General features: G+C 45.9%; 13 protein-coding genes. 7 read left to right on the forward strand and 6 right to left on the reverse strand.

Features of this window, described 5'->3' with window-relative positions; genetic code table 11:
- The 3 genes from ED312_RS01425 to ED312_RS01435 all read left to right on the forward strand — a co-directional run.
- A partial coding sequence (locus ED312_RS01425) for a T9SS type B sorting domain-containing protein (RefSeq protein WP_148044198.1) occupies positions 1–967 on the forward strand: 967 nt, incomplete at its 5' end.
- Position 968: 1 nt separating this feature from the next.
- Positions 969–1,886, forward strand: a complete 918-nt coding sequence (locus tag ED312_RS01430) for a PorP/SprF family type IX secretion system membrane protein (RefSeq protein ID WP_123214219.1) — start codon at positions 969–971, stop codon at positions 1,884–1,886.
- Between the two features lie 56 nt (positions 1,887–1,942).
- The gene (locus ED312_RS01435; protein WP_123214220.1) at positions 1,943–2,482 is read left to right on the forward strand and encodes a hypothetical protein; all 540 of its coding nucleotides are present in this window, start codon (positions 1,943–1,945) and stop codon (positions 2,480–2,482) included.
- Here ED312_RS01435 and ED312_RS01440 read toward each other — a convergent pair.
- The 3 genes from ED312_RS01440 to ED312_RS01450 are packed head-to-tail and all read right to left on the reverse strand — an operon-like array spanning position 2,475 to position 8,113.
- Complete coding sequence (locus ED312_RS01440) at positions 2,475–5,576, reverse strand: efflux RND transporter permease subunit (protein ID WP_240642982.1); 3,102 nt, start codon at positions 5,574–5,576, stop codon at positions 2,475–2,477. The genes ED312_RS01435 and ED312_RS01440 overlap by 8 nt on opposite strands.
- Positions 5,577–5,597: 21 nt before the next feature.
- Positions 5,598–6,776: an efflux RND transporter periplasmic adaptor subunit gene (locus tag ED312_RS01445; protein WP_123214222.1), complete on the reverse strand. Its 1,179-nt coding sequence runs from the start codon at positions 6,774–6,776 to the stop codon at positions 5,598–5,600.
- An 11-nt stretch (positions 6,777–6,787) separates the two neighbouring features.
- Positions 6,788–8,113: a TolC family protein gene (locus tag ED312_RS01450; RefSeq protein WP_123214250.1), complete on the reverse strand. Its 1,326-nt coding sequence runs from the start codon at positions 8,111–8,113 to the stop codon at positions 6,788–6,790.
- Positions 8,114–9,399: 1,286 nt separating this feature from the next.
- Between ED312_RS01450 and aceE the strand changes: the two genes are divergently transcribed.
- From aceE to lpdA (ED312_RS01475), 4 genes are read left to right on the forward strand one after another with little or no spacing between them, the layout of a single operon-like run.
- The gene (gene aceE / locus ED312_RS01460; RefSeq protein WP_123214224.1) at positions 9,400–12,066 is read left to right on the forward strand and encodes a pyruvate dehydrogenase (acetyl-transferring), homodimeric type; all 2,667 of its coding nucleotides are present in this window, start codon (positions 9,400–9,402) and stop codon (positions 12,064–12,066) included.
- A 25-nt stretch (positions 12,067–12,091) separates the two neighbouring features.
- Positions 12,092–13,495, forward strand: coding sequence for a dihydrolipoamide acetyltransferase family protein (locus ED312_RS01465; RefSeq protein ID WP_123214225.1), 1,404 nt, complete (start codon positions 12,092–12,094; stop codon positions 13,493–13,495).
- A gap of 16 nt (positions 13,496–13,511) precedes the next feature.
- Positions 13,512–14,930 (forward strand): dihydrolipoyl dehydrogenase, encoded by a 1,419-nt coding sequence (gene lpdA, locus ED312_RS01470; RefSeq protein ID WP_123214226.1) that lies wholly within the window; start codon positions 13,512–13,514, stop codon positions 14,928–14,930.
- 6 nt (positions 14,931–14,936) lie between these two features.
- Positions 14,937–16,370, forward strand: a complete 1,434-nt coding sequence (gene lpdA / locus ED312_RS01475) for a dihydrolipoyl dehydrogenase (RefSeq protein ID WP_123214227.1) — start codon at positions 14,937–14,939, stop codon at positions 16,368–16,370.
- A gap of 77 nt (positions 16,371–16,447) precedes the next feature.
- Here the strand turns inward: lpdA (ED312_RS01475) and ED312_RS01480 are convergent, their stop codons facing one another.
- The 3 genes from ED312_RS01480 to ppsA are packed head-to-tail and all read right to left on the reverse strand — an operon-like array spanning position 16,448 to position 22,268.
- Positions 16,448–17,071 carry an HAD family hydrolase gene (locus ED312_RS01480; protein WP_123214228.1) on the reverse strand — a complete coding sequence of 208 codons (624 nt, stop codon included), beginning with the start codon at positions 17,069–17,071 and terminating at the stop codon, positions 16,448–16,450.
- A 57-nt stretch (positions 17,072–17,128) separates the two neighbouring features.
- On the reverse strand, positions 17,129–19,858 hold the full coding sequence (locus ED312_RS24335; RefSeq protein WP_123214229.1) for a cation-translocating P-type ATPase: 2,730 nt from the start codon (positions 19,856–19,858) through the stop codon (positions 17,129–17,131).
- A 25-nt stretch (positions 19,859–19,883) separates the two neighbouring features.
- Positions 19,884–22,268, reverse strand: a complete 2,385-nt coding sequence (ppsA, locus tag ED312_RS01490; RefSeq protein ID WP_123214230.1) for a phosphoenolpyruvate synthase — start codon at positions 22,266–22,268, stop codon at positions 19,884–19,886.
- Positions 22,269–22,357 lie beyond the last annotated feature (89 nt).

The following is a 22,357-nucleotide window of genomic DNA, read 5'->3' on the forward strand; positions in this document are numbered from 1 at the left end:
TGTCAGCGTGATACCTTTTAACGAAATCGGTGAAGCGGAGGGTTGTACCGGGATCGGTTTTACCACGGAAACCCTTCCGACCGTCCCTGGCTGTACTACTATAACAGGCCCGTCTGACGGTGCCACCGATGTAGCCATAAATACCAACATATCCTGGAACACCATTGCTGATGCCGACGGGTATTACATTTCAATAGGTACCGCTGCCGGGGGAGCGGATATCGTCGACCATCAGCAGGTGTCCGGGAATACATATAGTTTGAGTTTCGGACTGGAAGAGAACACCACTTATCACGTCCGCGTAGTGCCATACAACACCCAGGGAAATGCTACCGGCTGTACCGAAACCAGTTTTACTACGGAAACTTTAGCGACACCCCCTAATTGTACCGTTATAACAAGCCCGACTGATGGCGCCTCCGATATAGCCACAGATACAGATATAGCCTGGAACACCGTTGCTGATGCCGATGGGTATTATATTTCAATAGGTACCGCTGCCGGGGGGGCGGATATCATCGACCGTCAGCAGGTGTCCGGGAATTCTTTTAATCTTCATTCCGGACTGGACGAAAATACCACCTACTATGTGGCGGTCACACCCTATAATATACAGGGAAGTGCTTCCGGATGTATGGAGATCAGTTTCACGACCGGGACGGGGGTAGATATTAATAAAACAAAATACGGCTTTTCTCCCAATGGTGACGGGATTAACGATTTCTGGGAAATAGAAGGTATAGAAAACTATCCCGACAACACGGTTTCCGTGTACAACAGGTGGGGGGATGTGGTGTTTCGTATGGATAATTATGACAACCATTCCAGAGTATTTACGGGAGTTGCCAATAAACTCACCGGATTAGGTGGCGGCAGGTTGCCTTCGGGGACCTACTTCTTTGATGTGCTCCTCCGGAAGGGGAATGATCTGAAAAAAGTAAAAGGATTTTTGGTTTTAAGACGTTAAGATGAAGAGTAGAAAGAGATATAGATTGATGTTGCTTATGGTGCTGTTGGGATCGTACTTTGTTTTTGGTCAGCAAACCGCTTTATTTCCCGAATATAATTACAATCCTTTTATCATTAACCCCGCTTATACGGGAATGGCTTCGGGTGCGGAGGCAACGCTCAGCCATTACGGATATATCAACAGTGTGGAAGGAAGCCCGAAAAGTTTCTCCCTGAGTGCTCATTCGCCTGTATCCCGGGGAAAAATGGGACTGGGTGCCGCGATTTCCCGCGACAGGATCGGGGTCACCACAAATACCCATGCCTTTGCAGCATACTCCTATAAAATATTTTTCGATTATAAAAATGATCGGCCAGACTGGCAGATCTACAATCAGAATGTGCTTTCGTTCGGGCTGACCGCCGGGGTGCACCAGTTCAACGATAACCTGCTGGAACTCGGTATCGTGGACGACCCTGAGTTTTCTGAAAATATCAATGCGACCATACCTGTGGTAGGGGTCGGTTTTTTATATAATTGTGCCGATTTTTATGCGGGGGTTTCAGCCCCGAATATTTTAGGAGATAAACTGGCTTCGAGAGATGACCTGAACCTGTCCAATCCCGTCTACGGGTATTTCGGGTACCGCTTTTTTGCAAACCGGTTCAACGAGATCGTGATAAAACCCAATATGTTATTGAAGTACGAAGATGGGGCCCCCGTGCAAATAGATGTGAATCTTGCCACAAGTTTCGGGAATAAATTTGAGGTCGGGGCCGGCTACCGCAGCAGTTCTTCCGTGAATTTCCTGGCCGGGATCTATCTGTTCCGGTATTTCAGGCTTATTTATCACTATAATCTAGGGCTGAAAAACACTGTATTAGGGAACATTCATGGTATTGTGCTGTCATACTCTTTCGGCAGTGAGTATTTTTAATAAGAAGAAAATAAGGGAAAATGAAACTGATGTATTCAGAATAATTATGAACACATATGAAATCAACCGCTAAAACATTGCTGTTACTCTTCACAGGATTAATTTTTCTTTCCTGTCACCAGACCTCACCCCGGGAAGATTTGGAAATCACTGTTTTAAATGCCAATCTGGTGACAAGCAGGTACATACCTTCATTCTTTGAGGAACTCCGGGAACTGGAAAAACAGGGCCGTATTACCGTATTTAAAAATGGTGAAATGAAAAAGGGTACCGCTGTGGAATATATTATGCAAAACACAATAGCCCCTGTTGACGAATCCATAAAGAAAGTCGAAGAATTAAAACTGAAAGATGACACTGAAGACCTGATCGCCGCTTCCCGGGAGGTATTGCAGTACGGTAAGGAAATTTTTGAAAACGAATACAGGAATATTGCAGAGATGCTGGATGCAAACAGGTCACAGGCAGAAATAGACTCGGCCATTCACAAATTGTTTAAGGACCACGACCGGGAGATGGAAAAGAAACTCAGGCACCTGAACCAACTGGCCGTTCCTTATGCAAAGAAGCACGATATCCCGTTGAATTTCAGATAAATTTCCTTTTTTTGACAATTATACGAAGGTCTTCCTGGGCCAGGTAAAGACAGGGAACAATAACCAGGATGATAGAAGTGGCGAATACAATCCCGAAACCTAATGAAATAGCCATCGGGATGAGGTAAAATGCCTGTGAAGAAGTTTCCAGGATAATCGGTGTAAGCCCCCCGAAAGTAGTTAAAGTGGTCAGCATGATAGGGCGGAACCGCCGTATCCCCGCTTCGTGAATGGCTTCGTAGGCCGATTGGTCCTTTCGTATTCCATTGGCGTAATCGATCATGATAAGGGAGTCATTGACCACAACACCGGCCAGCGCTATCATGCCCATTAAACTGACCAGTGAGAGGTCGTAACCGAGAATAATATGGCCGATCACAGCGCCAACTATTCCGAACGGAATTGCCGAAAGCACAATAAAGGGTTGAATATAATTGTTGAACGCCAGGGCCAGCAATGCATAAATAAGCATAAGAGCCATGGAGAAGGTCCCCCACAGGGAATTTGTCGATTCCCGCATATCGGCCTGGCTTCCTTCAAAGGTCCATGTAAGCCCCGGGTAATCGGCCCGTAACTGCGGAAGTACTTCTTTCTGTATAGCGGCGAGGACCCGGCTAACGGCATTGGCCGGTTCGGCATCCATTCCCACATTTACCACCCTTCTTCCGTCCCGTCTGTTAATGGAAGTAAATGCTTCTTTTTCTTCTACTTCCACCACATCCAGCAGGGGAACCTCCACGCTATCCGGTGTCCGGATAAGGAAATTTTCCAGGTTTCGTATGTCCTTGCGTTCTTCCAGCGGCAGCTTTACCCGTATTTCCACTTCGTTATTGCCCCGCAGCTGCCGCATGGCGAGCGCACCGAAAAAAGCGTCCCTCACCTGCCTGCCCACCTCGGATGAGGTTAATCCCAGGTTTCTTCCCTGCGGAAGGAGCTTGAAGTCGTACTGCATTTTACCCTTATCATAATTGTCGCTCACATCACGGGTATTTTCAAAAGTTTCCATGCGTTCCACAAAAGCCCGGCTTGCCTTTTCGAGGACTGAAATATCCGTATGGCTCAGATCCACGCTGATATCCTGGCGCGCACCGCCGGGTCCGCGTTCGGCTTCGAAAGTAATCTGGTCTACACCGCGTATGTCACCAATATTATCACGCCAGATGGCAATAAGCTCTGCTGCGGTCATATCGCGTTCATCCGGCGGGCGCATCACGATTTCCACATCGATGAAATTCTGTCCGCGGACATTGGTTTTTATGCCTTGTGCCACTTTGTACAGATCGTTTTCCGAAAACATTTTGCGGGTGGCTTCGGTGACTTCTTCGGCTACCTCCGCAGCCTGGTCGGGCGTGGTCCCTACCGGGAGCCTGATCCCCGCTTCAATTTCGTCGGCAGCGATTTCGGGCATTAAGATCATTCCCATATGGTCACTGTAACCAAAGCTTCCCACGATGAGCAGCAAGGCTACTGCAGCTGTCAGCGTGATGTAACGGAACCGGAGGCATTTATCCAGAAAGGGACGATAATATTTCTGGATGATACGATCGAATCTCCTGGCGAACCTGTCCTGCGCACTTTCGAGTTTAAGCAGAATACCTTTTTTCCTTTTCTTCCTGATATGTCCCAGGTGGGATGGCAAAATAAACAGGGCTTCTATCAGGGAGATCAATAAGATAACAATGACCACGGCCGGAAGGGGCCACCAGAATTTACCGGTCTCCCCGGGAATGAGCAACAGCGGTATAAAAGCAATAACGGTAGTAAGTATACTGAATAATACCGGTCTTGACACATCCCCGGTACCTTGTATGGCGGCCTGCATGATACCCATGCCCTGCTGACGGTATTCATATACATTTTCCCCCACCACAATGGCATCGTCCACCACGATCCCCAATACTACAAGAAATCCGAACATGGAGATCATATTGATACTTACACCTATTATCGGCAGGAGTGTTATTCCGCCGATAAAGGAGACCACCATGCCGATCATTACCCAGAAAGCAAGCCGGTATTCCAGGAACAGGGTCAGAATGACCATGACAATAACAATAGCCATTAAACCGTTTTCGGTAAGGAGAGAAAGCCGTTCGCGATAGTCCTCGGCCCGGTTGCTGTCAATACGATACTGAACGCCGGGAGGTAGCTGCAAGTCGTTCAAAATGTTTTTCACCAGTTTTTCAATGTCAAGCGGCGATTGATTTCCAACCCTGAAAATCTCCATATTTACAGCTGCTTTTTGATTGAACTGGCCGTGAAACCCGGTTTCTTCAAATCCATCGGTAATGATAGCTATGTCCCTTAATTTAACCTGTGCTCCTGTAGGGGAGGAGGCAATGGTGATATTGCCGAATTCTTCCGCCCACTGCTTGCGTTCCTTCAGCCTGAGGAGGATCTCTCCGGAACTGGTTTCTACTGCCCCGGCCGGAATATCCCTGCTGGATTGTTCGATAATATCGGCAACCTGCCCCAGTGTCAGCTGGTACTGGCGCAGATTGTAATGCGGAATTTCTATACGGGTTTCATAATCCGGAACGTTGTCTAAAGTGACCTGCGTAATTTCGGGCTGACTTAAAAATTGGTTTCGCAGATGTTCGGCCAGTTTACGGAGGGTCCAGATATCGGCATCCCCGTATAAGGAGACCTGCATCACATCGCGCTGACGGTCTTGTAAGACTACTTCGGGCTCTTCGATATCATCCGGAAATGTCCGTATGCGGTTCACGGCCTGGTCGATATCCTGAAATGTTTTCATCCGGTTGGTCCCTGCCACAAGTTCGATAGTTACGGTTCCCGAACCTTCCTCCGCCGTAGATACGATTTCTTTGATACCCTGCACTCCCCTGATGGATTCTTCCACCGGTAACAGTATGCCTTGTTCCACTTCTTCGGGTGCGGCACCGGGATAAACAACACTGACCTCAACAAAATCCAGTTGAAACTGTGGGAAGACCTCTTTTTGTATGGAAAACATGGTATAAATGCCGCCGCCTACCAGTAAAAACATCAGCAAATTTGCAGCAATAGAGTGCCGTGCCATATAAGCGATAATGCCATTGCTTTTGTGTTTATGAAGGTGTTGCTCTTCCACAGTGATCTCGTTACACTTTATTTAATCGGTGACCGAATCTTTTTCGGTTCGCAGGGGAACTCCCTCGGTTACGGTACTGATATTCGTGGTGACTATCTTTTCTCCGCCTTGTATTCCATCGGAAATATAAACATGGTTCGCATCGATCAACCTGATATTTACCTCCCGGATTTCCAGTTTTCCGTCATGCATGACCCAGACGGTCCGGTTATTGCGCAGGTGATTGCGATCCAGTTTTACGACCTGTTCTATTCTTTTTCCCTGGATATGGGCTTCCACAAATTCGCCTACCATGAGGGTGGGGATGTTTTCGTCCGGAGTTTCAAGGCCTAACGGATCGGGGACCTTGACCAGCAAACGTGCCAGGCGGGTTTGCTGGTCCAACGCCCCTATTTTTTTGTGCAGGTAACCTGTTCTGCTTTCGTTTTCTCCCCAGGATGTTTTGTTGCTGATCTTTACGACGGCCCCCTGTTCTTTATCTGATGAAGGGAAAGACAGCCATTTTAATTTGTTGATGGGCAGGCTCACCTCTACCCAGTAATAATCTATTCCTACGAGCCGTCCCAGATTATCGCCGGGAGTAACCTGAGAACCTGTGGTAACATTCTGTGAAATGACCTGGGCATCGAACGGTGCACTTATGCGCGTCCGCCGTACGTTTAATGTTGCCTGGTCAGCGGCTGCCCTGGCAGCCTGGAGCTGGGCTTTTACGGCATTTAACTGGGGCTGCCGTAACACCAGCGACTTTTGTTTATCGGATAAAGAATCGGCACCGACCAGTGCAAAATCCTGTTCGGCAATATGTTGCCGGCCCATTTCTATGGTTAAATTGGTTTCTGCCTGGAGTAATTCGCTTTTGCGCAGTTCCAGTTGGTTTTCATAATCCGAGGGATCGATTTTTAACAGCAAGTGCCCCTTTTTTACCACACCGCCCGGCACAAATGCTGCTGTACGTTGAATGACCTGTCCGTTCACCAGGGGACTCAATTGTACGTCTTCTATGGGTTGTACCGTTCCGGTAGCCACAAATTCCGGGATAAACGAGCCTTCTTTCACGGCTTCCACACTTACCAGCATGGCCGTTTTTTTGGTGGCCGCTTCACTCTTTGCCGTAGGTTCCGTAGTAAAAATGAGGAAGACAATGGCTATCGTAACCAGCAGAATTAATGCACAAATAATCAGGATGCTCTTTTTATTCATAATCTTTTGGACTAATTCGGACTATCGGTATTGGCTTCGTTTTCCCGGCCGGTATTAAAACCTCCCGCCAGGGTCCGGTATAAATCGATTCGTATTTCGTATAATTCCTGTTGTGTTTCCAGCCAGTCGCGCTGTAATTGTTGTTGTTGCTCCAGGGCCAGTAGCACATCGAGGTATTCCGTAAAACCGTTCAGGAATTCGATATGCAATTGCTTATTTACTTTTTCGGCCATGCTCAACCGGTTTTCCAGGACGTCCAGGCGTTTGAACTGGTTTTCTTCCCGGATCAAGGCATTTTCAACTTCCTGAAAAGCCGTAAGCACGGTTTGCCCGTATTGATAAAGTTGCTGCATTTTTACTGCTTCTGTCCTGTCTACCTCTGCCCGCAGCCTTCCCCAGTATAAGATCGGGGCCAGCAGGTTTGCCCCGAGTGTATATGCCCAGCCCGAAAATAGCTGGCGGTATTCATTGGATCGTGCCTGCATGGAGAGGTTTAATGACAGCCGGGGAAACTTATTCCGGACGACTGCGGCCATATCGCGATCGGCGGCGAGCAATAAATTATACTCACGTTGCAGGTCCGGCCGCCTTCTGATAAGTTCCAGGGGGAGCCCGGTGACGGGAAGATCGGGGAGGTCGGGCAATGAATCCCGCAATTCCGTAGTAAAATCCTGGGGGGATACCCCTGTAAACACGGCGAGTTGATTCCTCAGAACATTTAAATTGGTCTCATAAATAATGTATTGATCTTTGGCTTCTTCCAGTAACTGGCGCTGGCGCAGGATATCCACACCTTTTATTTGTCCCCCTCCGAAACGGGCCCGGATTAGTGTAATGATTTTCTGATTGGTTTCAATTTGTTGGGTAGCCAGTTTCAATTGTTTTTTAGTCGTAAGGAGTTGAAACCAGACTATTGCGATCTCGGCAGACAAGGTCATGGCTGCGGCCTGATAATCGTAATATGTGGCCTGCAACCTGAAATCTTCGGCACTCAGATCGGTCCGTATCCTTCCCCATAAATCCACTTCATAGTCGGCCGAAAGTCCCAGTTGGGTGTTTTCCCCTCCGGCAAAATCGGGTTTCGGGCGGCTGATTGCCGTTTGTGCGTTTGCCTCGATATCCGGCAGTAAAAAAGTAGATTGTGTTTTGCGGATGGCCTCGGCTTCTTTCAGCTGATACCATATACTTGTCAGGTTCATATTATTGGCGAAGGCGCTGTCCATTAAGATATTCAATTGTTCATCCCGGAATGTTGTCCACCATTTATCTGGCATAACGGCGTAACCTGTCGATGAAAAACTTTCCGGTTTTCCTACAGGGGCCTCGATAACCTTCATTTCGGGAGAACAGCACACAAAACCCGTCACCAATAAAACGAATGCTGAAAATTTTCTCGGGGATGATATGTTTGGAGAATGTGATATCAATGGACAGGTATATTAAGGAAATGTTCCGAAATTAAAACAGGTCTTTTAAAAGTAGAGTTTTTTGCTTAGTTGACCAAATATCAATGAGATAAGGTGGAAACTCTTCACCGGTTTTAAAACGCCTGTTACATAACCGGATTTATGGTGCTTTAGAGATAGGACTACCAAATATGCATAACCGGTCAGGAAAGATAGGAACGTTTTTATACCCGAATAATCACGTATTGCCGGTTTCGGTGAGATTTAAGTACTGGATTTTCAGATCTGTAGTGATTTAAGCAGACAAAACAAAAAGTGGCAGAATAGAATTAAGAAAACACGAGGTAATACTGTTAAAATGGTCATATTTTTTATAATTTTTAAAGTCACTATTTTATTTTTTCCTATCTTGAAGGTACCGGCAATCATGTTAAGTATATTAGAGCATGTTTAAAAAGAATTCAATTGGCTAAAAAAATGCCCTTTTTGCCCCATATTTGTCTTTTTCTCGCCTCATAGCTACGGCTATGCGGCTCAAAAAAGCCTTCATATGGAACAAAAATCATCATTTTTCGCTACAATCAATTCTTTTTAAACAAGCTCTAAGAAAATTAGGTGTTGTTGATGATTGCCGAAAGAACCGGAGATCGTGAATTTTATGCTCCGGGGTACCGGAAGATCCGGAAAGTTTTAGCTTCCCGGAAGTGTGGTACCCGTTCCATCAATGAAATAATCTGATGGAACGGGAGATGCAGGCCGGTCAAGGCAGGAAGTTTTCCCCGAAGCTGGGAGATAAACGAAAATTTGTTGAATTCACCTGTGCCCCGAAACGGGAAGGCCGCAATACCATTCCTCTCGGGATGACCGATAATTTTTTTAATTAGGAATGTAAACCATATGCTGTTTATGGTACCGGAATGCCATGATTCCCGAAGGCTAAAAACGCGGAAGGAATTTCAGGCAATAGTTCATAAACAGTTCTGCAGAAGGATATACGACTCCTTGTTTAACACTGGCAGAGAAAGGGAACGGAGGAGAGAAAGAGTCTGGGACTTATCCTGTGAAGAGGGAGGGCCTGTGTTTTCTTATTTGGAAGAATAATTTTTTCTTCCGTTCTTCTTTCATTATCGGTATAGGACAAAGCCCTGTAACGGGAACTTCTCTCCCGGATTTTTCGGTCATAAACCTTTTAACACATTTGTTTAAATACCTGACCTATGACGGAAAAGAAAAAATCTGAGCAGTTTGAGACAGAAAACAGGGAATGGCTGGATGCTCTTCGATGGCAGATAAACAATGCCCCTTCGGGAAGGGCACGGGAAATTTTACAGCTTCTCCGGGATGAAGCCGCAAAACATGGCATTTTCCCGTCACAAGAATTGCAGACCCCTTATATAAATTCCATAGGAACGCTCCAGGAATCTGCATACCCGGGAAACCTGAAACTTGAGGGAAAGTTAACGGGATTGATCCGCTGGAACGCTATGGCCATGGTAGCGAAAGCAAACCGGGAATTAAAAGGGATCGGCGGACATATTTCCACTTATGCTTCCATAGCCGATCTCTGGGAGGTAGGCTTTCACCATTTCTTCAGGATAGACGAGGATGGAAAAGCAGATATGGTTTACTTTCAGGGACATGCCTCTCCCGGAATTTATGCCCGTGCGTTTCTGGAAGGGAGATTAACGGAAGAAAACCTACGGCATTTTCGCCGGGAAATAAAATATGAAGACGGGCTTACCTCTTATCCGCATCCGCATTTAATGCCGGAATTCTGGAGGTTCCCGACAGTTTCCATGGGGTTGGGCCCTATCATGGCTATTTACCAGGCCCGGTTCAATAAGTACCTCAAACAGCGGGGACTTATTTCTGAAAATAAACAGAAGGTATGGGTTTTTGTGGGGGACGGCGAAATGGACGAGCCCGAAGCACGGGGTGCCATAAGTGTAGCGGCAAGAGATAAACTGGAGAACCTCATTTTTGTAGTGGACTGTAATCTGCAACGGCTGGATGGCCCTGTGAGAGGAAATGCAAAAATAATACAGGAACTGGAAGGCCTTTTTAAAGGTGCCGGCTGGAATGTGATCAAAGTGCTTTGGGGAAAGGACTGGGATCCCTTGTTTGAAAAAGACAAAAGCGGAAAATTGATCAGGTTGTTGAACCGGTTACCGGATGGGCAGTTCCAAAAATTTGCTTACGAAGACGGTGCTTTCCTGCGGAGTGAATTGTTCGGAAAAGAGAAAGAATTACAGGAATTGGTAAAAAACTATTCCGATACCGAATTAAAAGATCTGAAAAGGGGAGGCCACGATCCTGTTAAAATATATAATGCCTATAAAGCGGCTTCGGAACATAAAGGCGCTCCTACGGTGATCCTGGCGCAGACAATTAAAGGATACGGCCAGGGAAGTGCGGGAGAGGCCAGTAATGTATCGCATCAAACCAAAACGCTGAAAACAGAGCACTTAAAATATTTCCGGGATTTTTTTCATATACCTGTTTCCGACGACGAGTTGGAAGAGATCCCTTTTGTAAAACCGGATGCGGATAGTGAAGAAATGAAGTACCTGCAACAAAGAAGGGAAACGTTGGGAGGATATATCCCGAAGCGGGAAGACAAGAGTACGGCGTTACCACCGCCGGATAACTCGGTTTTTGCTCAGTTTTTAAAAGGCTCGGGAGATAATGAAGCCGCTACTACCATGGTAATGGTACAGTTGCTGGGAAAATTATTAAAGGATGAAGCATACGGAAAGCATATCGTTCCCATTATTCCCGATGAATCCCGCACATTCGGAATGGAATCCTTGTTCAGCCAGGTGGGGATTTACACTCCTGAGGGACAGAAATATGAACCTGTGGACCAGGACAGCCTTTTGTACTATAAGGAATCAGACGATGGAGTCATTATGGAAGAAGGAATTACGGAAGCGGGTTGTATGGGAGGTTTTATCGCTGCCGGTACGGCGCATATCACTCATGGATTTCCTATGATCCCCTTCTATTTTTTCTATTCCATGTTTGGTTTTCAGCGCACGGGTGATCTTATGTGGGCGGCAGCCGATGCCGGTGCACGCGGTTTCCTGATCGGGGGAATTTCCGGACGTACCGGCATACCCGGCGAAGGCCTGCAACACCAGGACGGCCAGAGTCATCTGTATGCTTATGCATTTCCTAATGTAATGGCTTATGATCCTTCTTTTGCCTATGAACTCTCCGTAATTGTCAAAAACGGCCTGGAACAGATGTATGTGGAAAAAAGGGACCTGTTCTATTATATCACAGTTGGAAATGATACCTATCCAATGCCCGAAATTCCGGAGGGATGCGAAGAAGGGATTGTGAAAGGGATGTACAAGTATAAAAAAACATCACTGGATACGAAAGCGAAGAAGGCTCATCTCTTCGGGAGTGGCGCCATTCTGCCGGAAGTATTGGAAGCGGCAAACCTGCTGGAGGAAGAATACCGGGTTGCTGTGGATGTATGGAGCATTACCAGTTATAAAGCTTTGTATGACAATGCAATGGATACGGAACGGAATAACCGGCTAAAAGCACAACTCAACAGGGAACCTTCTTATATAGAAAAATGCCTGGAGAAGGAAGAAGGTGTCTTTGTGGCCGCTTCAGATTTTGTAAAAGCACTGCCGGAATCCATTGCTACATGGTTTCCTTCGAAACTAAGCTCTCTAGGGACCGATGGATTCGGAAGGAGTGACGGACGAAAAGAATTGCGCCGGTTTTTTGAGGTAGATCGCAGACATATTGCCTATGCGGCACTTTACGATCTTGCGGTTACCGGTAAGATAAAGGCTGAAGATCTTGAAAAGGCAGCAAAAAAATTAGAATTGGAGCCGGATAAGATAAATCCAAGAACGTCTTGATCTGTAAACATTAAAAACAACTAAAATGGCTAAAGAAGTAAAAATTCCACAAATATCAGAAGGTGTTGATTCTGCCCGCGTTTCGGAAATCCTCATAGAAACGGGAGATTATATAGAAACGGACCAGTCGGTAATTGTCCTGGAAACGGACAAGGCATCTGCAGAAGTCCCTTCCTCACATGAAGGTACGGTAAAAGAAATAAAAGTAGCCGAGGGCGATGAAGTAGAGGTAGGGGCTGTTGTACTGATTCTTGAAGAAGACGGAAAAGAATCGGGGGGTGAAGAAGAAGAAAAAGAAGAAGAGGACGCCAAAGGAAAAAAAGAGAAAGAAAATAAAAAGAAGAAAGATAAGGAAGAGGAAGGTGATAAGAGGGAAGAAGAAGAGGTAGAAGAAGGGAGAAATAAAACACCTGAAGATAAGGAGGGAAAGGAGAAAAAGGATAAGGAAGAGGAACCTGAAGACAAAGAAAAAGAGGAGGAGAAGGAAGAGTCCGAAGAAAAGAAAAAAGAAGGAACTGATGACGAAAGAAAAACGGGAGAGGAGCTTCCTGCTTCCCCTATGGTGAGAAAACTGGCCAGGGAACTGGGAGTGGATCTGGCATCTGTGGAAGGAAGCGGACCCGGCGGAAGAATTTCTGAAGAAGATGTGAAATCGTACACGAGGAAACAAGGTACGGACAAAGCAGCGGAACCAAAAGGACTTTCTCTTCCCGATTTCAGTAAATGGGGTGCTGTGGAAACAAAATCCCTGTCAGGGATACGGATGGCAACCGGAAAAAATACCACTGCTTCATGGCAGCACATACCTCATGTTTTTCAATTTGATGAGGCGGATATTACAGGGATTGAACAATATATGGAAAAGAACCGGGAAAAAGTGCAGAAGGAGGGTGGTAAGCTCACCATCACGGCCATATTGGTGAAGATAGTGGCCAATGCGTTACAACAGTTCCCCAAGTTCAATGCAAGTGTAGATATGGAACGCAAAGAGATGATCCTGAAAAAGTATATCAACATCAGCATTGCGGTAGCTACGGATAAGGGGTTATTGATGCCTGTGATCAAAGATGCGGACCGGAAAAATATTATTGAGCTGGCCGTGGAGATCACTGAAGTGGCTGAAAAGGCACGAAACGGAAAATTAGGGCCGGAAGAAATGGAGGGTGGAAATTTTTCCGTTTCAAATCTGGGAGGAGTCGGGGGCACTAATTTTACTCCCGTTATTTATCATCCGCAGGTTGCCATCCTGGGAATTTCACAGGCTGCCATCAGGCCTATATATGTAGGAGGCAACTTTGAGCCCAGGGAAATACTCCCGTTGAGTTTATCCTATGACCATCGCCTTATTGACGGGGTAGAAGGGGCCGGGTTCCTTAGCTGGATAAAACAGGCATTGGAAGACCCGTACAAAGCATTACTGGGAGCTTAAATATTAAAACATCACTATGTCAAAAAGAGATAAAAAAGAGATAGTTATCATCGGCGCCGGCCCCGGAGGATATGCCGCAGCTTTCCGGGCTGCAGATCTCGGCCGTTCCGTTACGTTGATAGGCCCGGAAGCAGATCCCGGGGGAACCTGCCTTTTCTATGGCTGTATTCCGGTTAAAACTCTTCTGGAAACGCTTCAGATAAAGGAGAAAACCGCTAAATCCGAAACTATGGGCCTCCGTTTCGAAGCTCCCGGAACAAACCTTAAGAAAATAGCGGCCTGGAAAGACAAAGTAGTAAAAGAACTTACCGAAGGTATAGGCCTGTTATCCGAGGAAAGGGAAATAGAATACATACAAGGTAAAGCCTCTTTCTTAAGTGCAAATGAAATAGAAATTGAAACCGGAGAAGGAAAAAAACAGGTATATGAATTTGAAAATGCCATCATCGCCACCGGTGCTGTTCCCAGAAAACATCCTAACGCAAAACTTGACCATGAGAAAATACTGGATTCCACAGATGCCCTTGCACTTGATGGTATCCCTGAACGTATGCTGATTATTGGAGGGGGGTACATAGGACCTGAAGTGGGCAGTATTTATGCTACCCTGGGGAGCAGGGTTTCCATAGTGGAAAGTGACTCCCGCGTACTCTCCTGGGTGGACCAGGACCTGGTGAAAGAATTTGAAAAGGGTAATGAGGGATTGTTTGATGAATATTTTTTTAAGACCGAGGTGGATAGCGTAGCTGTTAAAGATCAGAAAGTAACAGTGGAAATGAAAAATCAGGAAGGTCAATGGAAAAAAGAATATGACCTTGTCCTGGTTGCCGTGGGAAGAATCCCGAATACCACAAATCTGAACCTGGAAAAAGCAGGGGTGGAGATCGATGATGAGGGTTTTATAAAAACAGACGGGAAACAAAAGACCATCCGTAAGAATATTTATGCTATTGGCGATGTCACCCGGCAACCGCTTTTCGCCAATAAAGCTGCACACGAAGGACGCCTCGTGGCAGAGGAGATAGCCGGGGAAGATACGGGGAGATATAATCCGAAGGCTATTCCCTCCGTGGTGGCTACTACCCGGACAGAGATGGCATGGTGCGGACTTATGGAAACAGAGGCAGAGGAAAAAGGAATAGCTGTAAAAGTGACACGGTATCCGTGGACAGCTTCCGGAAGGGCTGCTTCTATAGGGATTACCAATGGCCTTACAAAACTGATTTTCGATGCGGGAAACGGAAAAATACTGGGCGGGGGCGTTGTTGGTAAGACAACGGGGAGTCTCATTTCCGAGATAGCCCTGGCCATAGAGATGGGGGCTACAGCCGGGGAAATAGCCCTGAGCATTCACCCGCATCCTACTTTATCTGAAACAATAATGGAAGCTGCTGAGCTTTTCTCAGGAAGAGCCACCCATTTTAAAGGAAAATAAACAGTTATGACAGAAGAGCAGAAAAGGGAACTAGTAATCATTGGTGCAGGCCCCGGGGGGTATGCCGCCGCATTTCGTGCTGCCGATCTCGGTGTAAAAGTCACTCTTGTTGACCCGGAAGCAAACCCCGGCGGCGTATGCCTTTACCGCGGGTGCATCCCCTCCAAAGCGTTGTTACATGTTACCGGGACCAGGCAGGAGGCTGCAAAGGTGGGAAACCGCGGCCTCGAGTTTAAAGACCCGGAAATGGATCCGGAAAAAACAAACGACTGGAAGAACAATATTATAACCAAACTGACCCGGGGGCTGGGACAACTGGCCGGGTCCAGAGATATAGAATATATACAGGGAAAGGCAAAATTCAAATCTTCAAATACACTGGAGATCAAACCGGAAGACGATGAGGCATTTGACCTGGTATTCGGGAAGGCAGTGATTGCTACCGGCTCGGTCCCTTTGAGTTTACCGGGGGTAAAAACCGACCACAAGAATATCCTTGATTCCATAGATGCTTTGGAAATAAATGAGATCCCGGAAGAGATGCTGGTTGTAGGGGGAGGGTACATAGGCCTTGAATTGGGGAGTATGTATGCAGTATTGGGCTGCAGGGTTTCGATAGCCGAAATGGCTTCGGGATTTTTACCGGGGACGGACCGGGACCTTGTGGAGGTATTTGAAAAAGAGAATGAAAATCTTTTTAAAGCCGTATATTTTAATACCCGAGTGGAACATGTAGAGACAGGAAAAGAAAAGTTACAGGTCTCTCTTACGAATGATGAAGGAACACAGGAGAAACAATATGACAAGGTACTTGTTGCGATAGGAAGGAAACCGGATACGGAGTCCCTGGACCTGAAAAATGCAGGTATAGAGACAGATAAGAACGGGTTTATAAAGGTAGATCCGCGCCGGCAAACCAATATCCCCGGTATTTTTGCAATAGGTGATCTTACCGGGGAACCGTTTCTGGCACATAAAGCCACTTATGAGGGAAAGATAGCCGCAGAGGTAATAGCCGGTGAACCCGGAGCAGTTTATGACCCCAGGTCGATTGCCGGTATCGTATTTACCAATCCTGAAATTGCCTGGTGCGGGCTTACGGAACATATGGCCGAAGAAAACGATATCAGCTTCAAAGCTGGTAAATATCCGTGGACGGCCTCGGGGCATGCGGTGATGATGGAGACAGGGCAAGGGCTCACCAAATTACTTTTCCATCCCGAAACCGGAAGAATACTGGGAGGAGGGGTTGCCGGAAAAAATGCGGGTTCTCTTATTCCGGAAATTTCCTTTGCTATAGAAATGGGAGCAACGGCAGGAGAACTCGTTTCGGTTATTCGTCCTCATCCCACCTTATCGGAAACCATAATGGAAGCTGCCGGATTGTTTTTTGACAGCACTACCCATGTACTTTCGGAAAAGAAAAATAAATCAGACTGACCTTTTGAAATCGAAAAAAACAAGCATTTATACCTGTTCCGGCATAGGCCGGGCCTTAGGGATATCCGGTGAATACTTTATGCAAAAGAATGGATATAATTCAATCCTTTTGATCGGAGTTTCGGATCATTATAACCATAAAAATCAATGTTATTCTCTGCCGCAGCTTCATAATCATTGATACTGTCCCCGATGAGGCAAACTTCGGAGTTCTCGTACCCGAAATTCCGGAGGGTATTTGTGACGAGAGAGATTTTAGGTTCCGGGGAACCCTGGATGCTTTTAAAATACGGGGATAAATCCAGTTTGCGGCACAGGAACCGCAGCTCGTCCCCATCGGAACCGGAAACCACATGCATTTCATACCGGCTATGGTTATTTTTTATGAAATCCAGTGTTTCCCGAATCAGCCTATCCCTTGAAGTAAGGTCTTTCCTCATAATTTCGGAGTATGCCTTTGTCCATTTCTCCACTTTTTCCTCATTCACCTCTTGCCGTAAGACCGTTTTCATAAAGTATCTGAACTTTACATAGCGGGAAAGCCCTTTGTTTTTATGATGGTATTGCAGTAATTTTTCAACCTGCTCCGGGGGATAACCGGATAAAACTTCTCTGAATCCCTTTTCCCTTATATCCATGGAATCAAGGATCACGCCGTCAAAATCCCATAGTATTACTTTTTTGTTTTCAAATTCTTTCATAATAAACAGTTCAGGATTAGTAGTTCAGGTAAATATGTGAACAAGAGAGGTTTGATCTTAAAAAAGATCTTTCTTAAATTTCAGGTATTTGTATAATTCGCCAACACCCACTATCAGGGAGGACAATGCCATCATGATAAGGATATGTGTATAAGGCAGGTCTTCGAATCCCATAAAATCCCTTAGAAATGGTATTTTTATTACCAGGACCTGAAGTATAATCGCCACTATGAAGGCTATATTTACCCAATGGTTGCTCAACATCCCTATTTTAAATACGGATAACCGAAGTGAACGCATGTTATAAGCATTAAACAACTGGGTTGTGGAAACAATAATAAAAGCCCCCGTTCTTGCCATTACTTCTCCCTGGGGCAGATAATACTGAAAACTCAACAAGGTGAGAGTGACCATGACCGCAGATACCAGGAGGAGATATGGAAGGATATCCCATTTCAGTATCTTTTCGCTTTTTTTTACCGGAGGGTGATGCATACTGTCCCCATGTCCCTGTTCTGTAGCCAGGGCAACGTCCATGATACCATCAGTGATCAGGTTGACATACAGGATCTGTGCAGCCGTAAATAACAAAGGCCATCCTATGGACATGCCGAAAATAAAGGCTATTGCAAAAGCAAAATTAGTGGTCAGTAGAAAATAGCTCGTTATTTTAACATTGTTAAAAACGGTTCTCCCTTCACGGATAGCGTTGACAATACTGCTGAAATTATCATCCTGGAGTACGATCTCTGCGGCATCTTTTGCCACATCCGTACCACGCTTTCCCATGGCGATCCCCACGTCCGCGCGTTTCAGGGCGGGGGCGTCATTTACCCCGTCCCCGGTCATTGCTATCAGGGTGTCTTTTGTCTGGAGCCTTTCTGCTATACGCAATTTCGTGTCGGGGTTCATCCTGGCGAAAATATTTACATTTTCAACGTACCTGTCAAACTTTTCATCTTCTACATCCAGTTCTTTTGTAGTCAGGGAGACCGGGTATTCCCCTTCTTTTTCTTCGCCGGTCAGTATCCCTATTTCCCTGGCAATGGCCGTGGCTGTTTTTTTGTGATCGCCGGTAACCATTACTACACGGATTCCTGCTGTTTTGCATTCTTCGATGGCTTCCGGTACTCCTTTTGCAGGAGGGTCTATAATCCCGGTAATTCCTACCCATGTCAGGTTTTCTATATCATCATGGGAAAGATCCGCTTTTTTTTCGGTTTTTTTATAGCCCAGGGCAAGTACGCGCAGGGCCTGATCTGCATAATTATCCATTTTTTCCCGGATTTCCTTTTTCTTTTCTTTATGCAGTTTTTGCGGTCCTTCCGGGGTCAGGTATTCCTTGCTTAGTGCCAGTATGCGTTCCGGCGCTCCAATAACAAAAATCTCGGGGCCTTCCCCGGTATCTACCAGTGACGCCCGAAATTTTTGTTCCGATTTGAAAGGGAGATCATCCAGCAGTTTGTATTGTGTGTAAGGCTCCTTTTCTTTAATCTTTGATTTTTTGCTGAGGACCAGCATGGCAACTTCAGTAGGATCTCCCGTTACTCCCGGTTCTTCATCATGTTCTTCCGTTTTGTCTTTTTTTCGTCGTGTTATATGCGCGTCGTTGCAGAATGCGGCGATGGCCGAAAGTTTCCGTTCCACAGGATTTTCTTTTAAATGAAATTCTTCACTATTTTCCGTGAATTTTCCCTCCAATTGGTATCCGGTTCCCGATACGGTTATTTCTTTTCCGCTGCCGGTGAATATTTTTTTTACTACGAGGATACTCTGGGTGATTGTTCCTGTTTTATCGGCGAGGATTACGGAAACGGACCCCATCATTTCGGTTGCGGTAAATTCCCTTATTAACGCTTTTTGCTTTGCCATACTGTTAGCTCCTATGGCCAATACAATGGATATGACTGCAGGCAGCCCTTCAGGAATGGTAGAGACCAGTACTGCTATAGTGACCAGAAGAATTTCGCGGAATTCATAATCCTGTAGCCAGTATCCCAGGGAAAAAATGATCACTGCAGTGATAATGGCAATAACCGCCATTTGTTTTCCCAGTAAATTTGTTTTTTTTCTGAAATTGGAATCCTGCATCTCCATTTTATCCATGGATGTTGCTATTTTCCCGATTTCGGTATTTCCTGCTATGGCTGTGACTACAGCCTTTCCCCGGCCATTAACGACATTCGTGCTTTTCCAGACCATACCAAACCGGTCCCCGATGGCAGCATCTTCTTCTACGGCATTGGGATTTTTATCGACCGGCATGGATTCGCCGGTTAAAGAAGCTTCGGCGGTACGCAGTTCCTTTGTTTCCAGCAACCGGCCATCTGCCGGAATGGTGTTTCCTTCTTTCAGTATCACAATATCGCCGGGGACAACGTCTTCAGAGGAAATTTCCCGTTCCTCCCCATCCCGTAAAACAAAAGCGTGTTTCTGGCCGAGACTTTTGATGGCCTTGATTGCCTTTTCGGCTTTATATTCCTGAGTGAACCCCATAATCGCATTAAAGAGTATCACGGCCACGATTATATAAACGTCAGCCATCTGGTCCGCCCACCAGGCAACTCCGGCGGCAACAAACAAGATCAGTATGAGGAAATCCTTGAACTGCTTAAGGAATAATACCAGGGGGTTCATACCTCCTTTTTCCTCCAATTTGTTCTTGCCGAATTCTTCCTGTCTCTTCTGTGCTTCTTCAGAAGAAAGGCCTTCGGGTTTTCCCGAAACTTTCTCCAGGGCTTCCTTACTGCTTATACTGTGATATGGGTGTTTTTGATCTATGTCCATAGGAATTGTTTTTCCCGGTCCGTACTCAATGTTTTTTCTCGGCTTTCAGAATATTGGTGATCCCTTTTGCCACAGCATCCGGATTAAAGGAAATACTATCGATCCCCTGTTCTACAAGAAACCTGGCGAAGCCGGGAAGGTCACTGGGTGCTTGCCCGCATAAACCTATTTTCCGGTCTTTCTTTTTAGCCTGCTCAATGGCCATACGTATGATTTGTTTGGAAGAGGGATTGGTTTCGTCAAACAGATAGCTTACCTGTGCCGAATCCCGGTCCAGACCCAGTGTAAGTTGGGTAAGGTCATTGGAACCGATGGAAAAACCGTCAAAAATTTCGGCAAATTTTTCTGCCTGGAACACGTTGGAAGGAATTTCGCACATGACATAGATCTGCAGGTCATTCCACCCCTGTTTTAAACCGAAATCACCCATGAGATGTACCACTTTTTCTCCTTCTTCCGGGGTGCGGCAGAAAGGTATCATCAGTTTTACATTGGTAAATCCCATCTCATCCCTTACAATTTTCATGGCTTCACATTCCATTTCAAACCCATCTTTGTATTCATCGCTATAGTACCTGGAAGCACCTCTGAAACCGAGCATGGGATTTTCTTCGTCGGGTTCGAATTCTTTTCCGCCGATCAGGTTCGCATATTCGTTTGATTTAAAATCACTCATTCTTACAATGACATCACGAGGATAGAAAGCGGCCGCAATAGTGGCGACCCCCTCTGCTAATTTTTCAATGAAGAAAAGCTCTTTTTTTTCATAGGAAGCCGTTAACCCGGAGATTGTTTGCCGGGCTTTCCTGTCTTTCAGTTTATCAAAATACCGCAGTGCAAGCGGATGGATCTGTATAGCGTTGTTTATTACGAATTCCAGACGCATTAAGCCAACACCTTTCACGGGATAATTACTGTAATTAAAAGCCGTGTCCGGATCGGCCAATATCAACATGACTTCGGTTTGAGGCTGTTCATAACTTCCGAAATCGATATCTTCTTCTTCCCACTCCAGAAATCCTTCAAATACATTCCCCACATCTCCCCCGGCACAGGATACGGTAATTTCCTGCCCGTCTTCGATGGCTTTTGTTGCATTTTCGGTACCAACAACCGCCACGGCGCCCAGTTCGCGGGCTACAATGGCCGCATGGCTTGTGCGTCCGCCACTGTTGGTAATAATAGCCGATGCCTTTTTCATCACATTGTCCCAATCGGGATTGGTGATTTCAGTTACTAAAACATCTCCTTCCTGTAGTTTGTCGGACTCATCGGGAGAGTTTAAGATACGGCTTATGCCTTTTGTTATCTTATCTCCGATCCCGGTACCGGAGGTAATGATCTTTCCTTCCTTTTTTAAATGGTACTCTTTGATCCTGGTTTTGTCTTTTCCGGAGTGCACTGTTTCGGGCCTGGCCTGTACAATGTATAAATTACCGTTCTCTCCGTCTTTGGCCCACTCAATATCCATAGCACGTTTATAATGTTCTTCGATTTCCAGGGACCACACGGCAAGCCGTATTACTTCCTCGTCAGTAAGAACATATTGTTTTTGTTTCTCCGGAGGTGTTTTTTTGTTTGTTGTCGTGGTGTCGTTTTTTTTCTTTCCGCTGGCATAGATCATGGATTTTTCTTTGGTCCCCAGTTTTTTGGAAATAATGGAACGCATTCCTTTTTTTAAAGCGGGTTTGAAAATATGGAATTCATCTGCGTTAACGGCTCCCTGGACCACATTATCGCCGAGGCCCCATGACCCTGTAAGAAAAATCACTTTTTCATAACCGCTGTCCGGTAGAATGGTGAAAATAACTCCCGCTGAAGCTTTGTCTGAACGGACCATTTTTTGTACCCCGGCCGACAAGGCTACTTTCATGTGGTCAAAACCATTGTGTTCCCGGTAACGGATGGCACGGTCAGTAAAAAGTGAAGCAAAACATTTTTTACAGGCTTCAAGGGTTTGCTCCGGGCCCTGAATATTCATAAAGGAATCGTGCTGGCCCGCAAATGAAGCTTCGGGGAGATCCTCGGCGGTGGCACTGCTTCTTACCGCTACGCTGGTAAGGGAGTCTTCTCTTTTCTCCAGTTGTCCGTAAGCTTCTTTTATTTTTGCTGCGAGTTCTTCGGGAAATTCCCCTCGCATGATTTCTTCCCTGATCTTTTTTCCCGTCTCGGAAAGATTTTTAAAATCTTTTTTGTCCAGTTTATCGAGTGAAGCGGTTAGTTTTTCTCTTAAATTATTGTGTTCCAGGTAATCCCGGTACGCTCTGGCCGTAGTGGCAAACCCGTCCGGGATACGGATACCTTTTGGGTTCAATTGGTTTATCATTTCCCCCAGCGAGGCATTTTTACCTCCGACTTCTGCCGTATCCTCGCTACTCAGATCTTTAAAAAAACGAATATATGGGTCCATCAGTTCATGATTTTAGCGGTTAGACATATCTTTAATTTAAAAAGATTAACTGTAATAGACTCCTTATGATTTGTTAAAAGTCAGCCTGA

The organism is Sinomicrobium pectinilyticum (assembly GCF_003725735.1).
Taxonomy (GTDB): domain Bacteria; phylum Bacteroidota; class Bacteroidia; order Flavobacteriales; family Flavobacteriaceae; genus Sinomicrobium; species Sinomicrobium pectinilyticum.

Coding starts and splice junctions, on each gene's coding strand:
- ED312_RS01430 (WP_123214219.1), top strand. CDS start 969: ATGAAGAGTAGAAAGAGATATAGATTGATGTTGCTTATGGTGCTGTTG.
- ED312_RS01435 (WP_123214220.1), top strand. CDS start 1,943: ATGAAATCAACCGCTAAAACATTGCTGTTACTCTTCACAGGATTAATT.
- ED312_RS01445 (WP_123214222.1), bottom strand. CDS start 6,776: ATGAATAAAAAGAGCATCCTGATTATTTGTGCATTAATTCTGCTGGTT.
- ED312_RS01450 (WP_123214250.1), bottom strand. CDS start 8,113: ATGAAGGTTATCGAGGCCCCTGTAGGAAAACCGGAAAGTTTTTCATCG.
- aceE (WP_123214224.1), top strand. CDS start 9,400: ATGACGGAAAAGAAAAAATCTGAGCAGTTTGAGACAGAAAACAGGGAA.
- ED312_RS01465 (WP_123214225.1), top strand. CDS start 12,092: ATGGCTAAAGAAGTAAAAATTCCACAAATATCAGAAGGTGTTGATTCT.
- lpdA (WP_123214226.1), top strand. CDS start 13,512: ATGTCAAAAAGAGATAAAAAAGAGATAGTTATCATCGGCGCCGGCCCC.
- lpdA (WP_123214227.1), top strand. CDS start 14,937: ATGACAGAAGAGCAGAAAAGGGAACTAGTAATCATTGGTGCAGGCCCC.
- ED312_RS01480 (WP_123214228.1), bottom strand. CDS start 17,071: ATGAAAGAATTTGAAAACAAAAAAGTAATACTATGGGATTTTGACGGC.
- ED312_RS24335 (WP_123214229.1), bottom strand. CDS start 19,858: ATGGACATAGATCAAAAACACCCATATCACAGTATAAGCAGTAAGGAA.
- ppsA (WP_123214230.1), bottom strand. CDS start 22,268: ATGGACCCATATATTCGTTTTTTTAAAGATCTGAGTAGCGAGGATACG.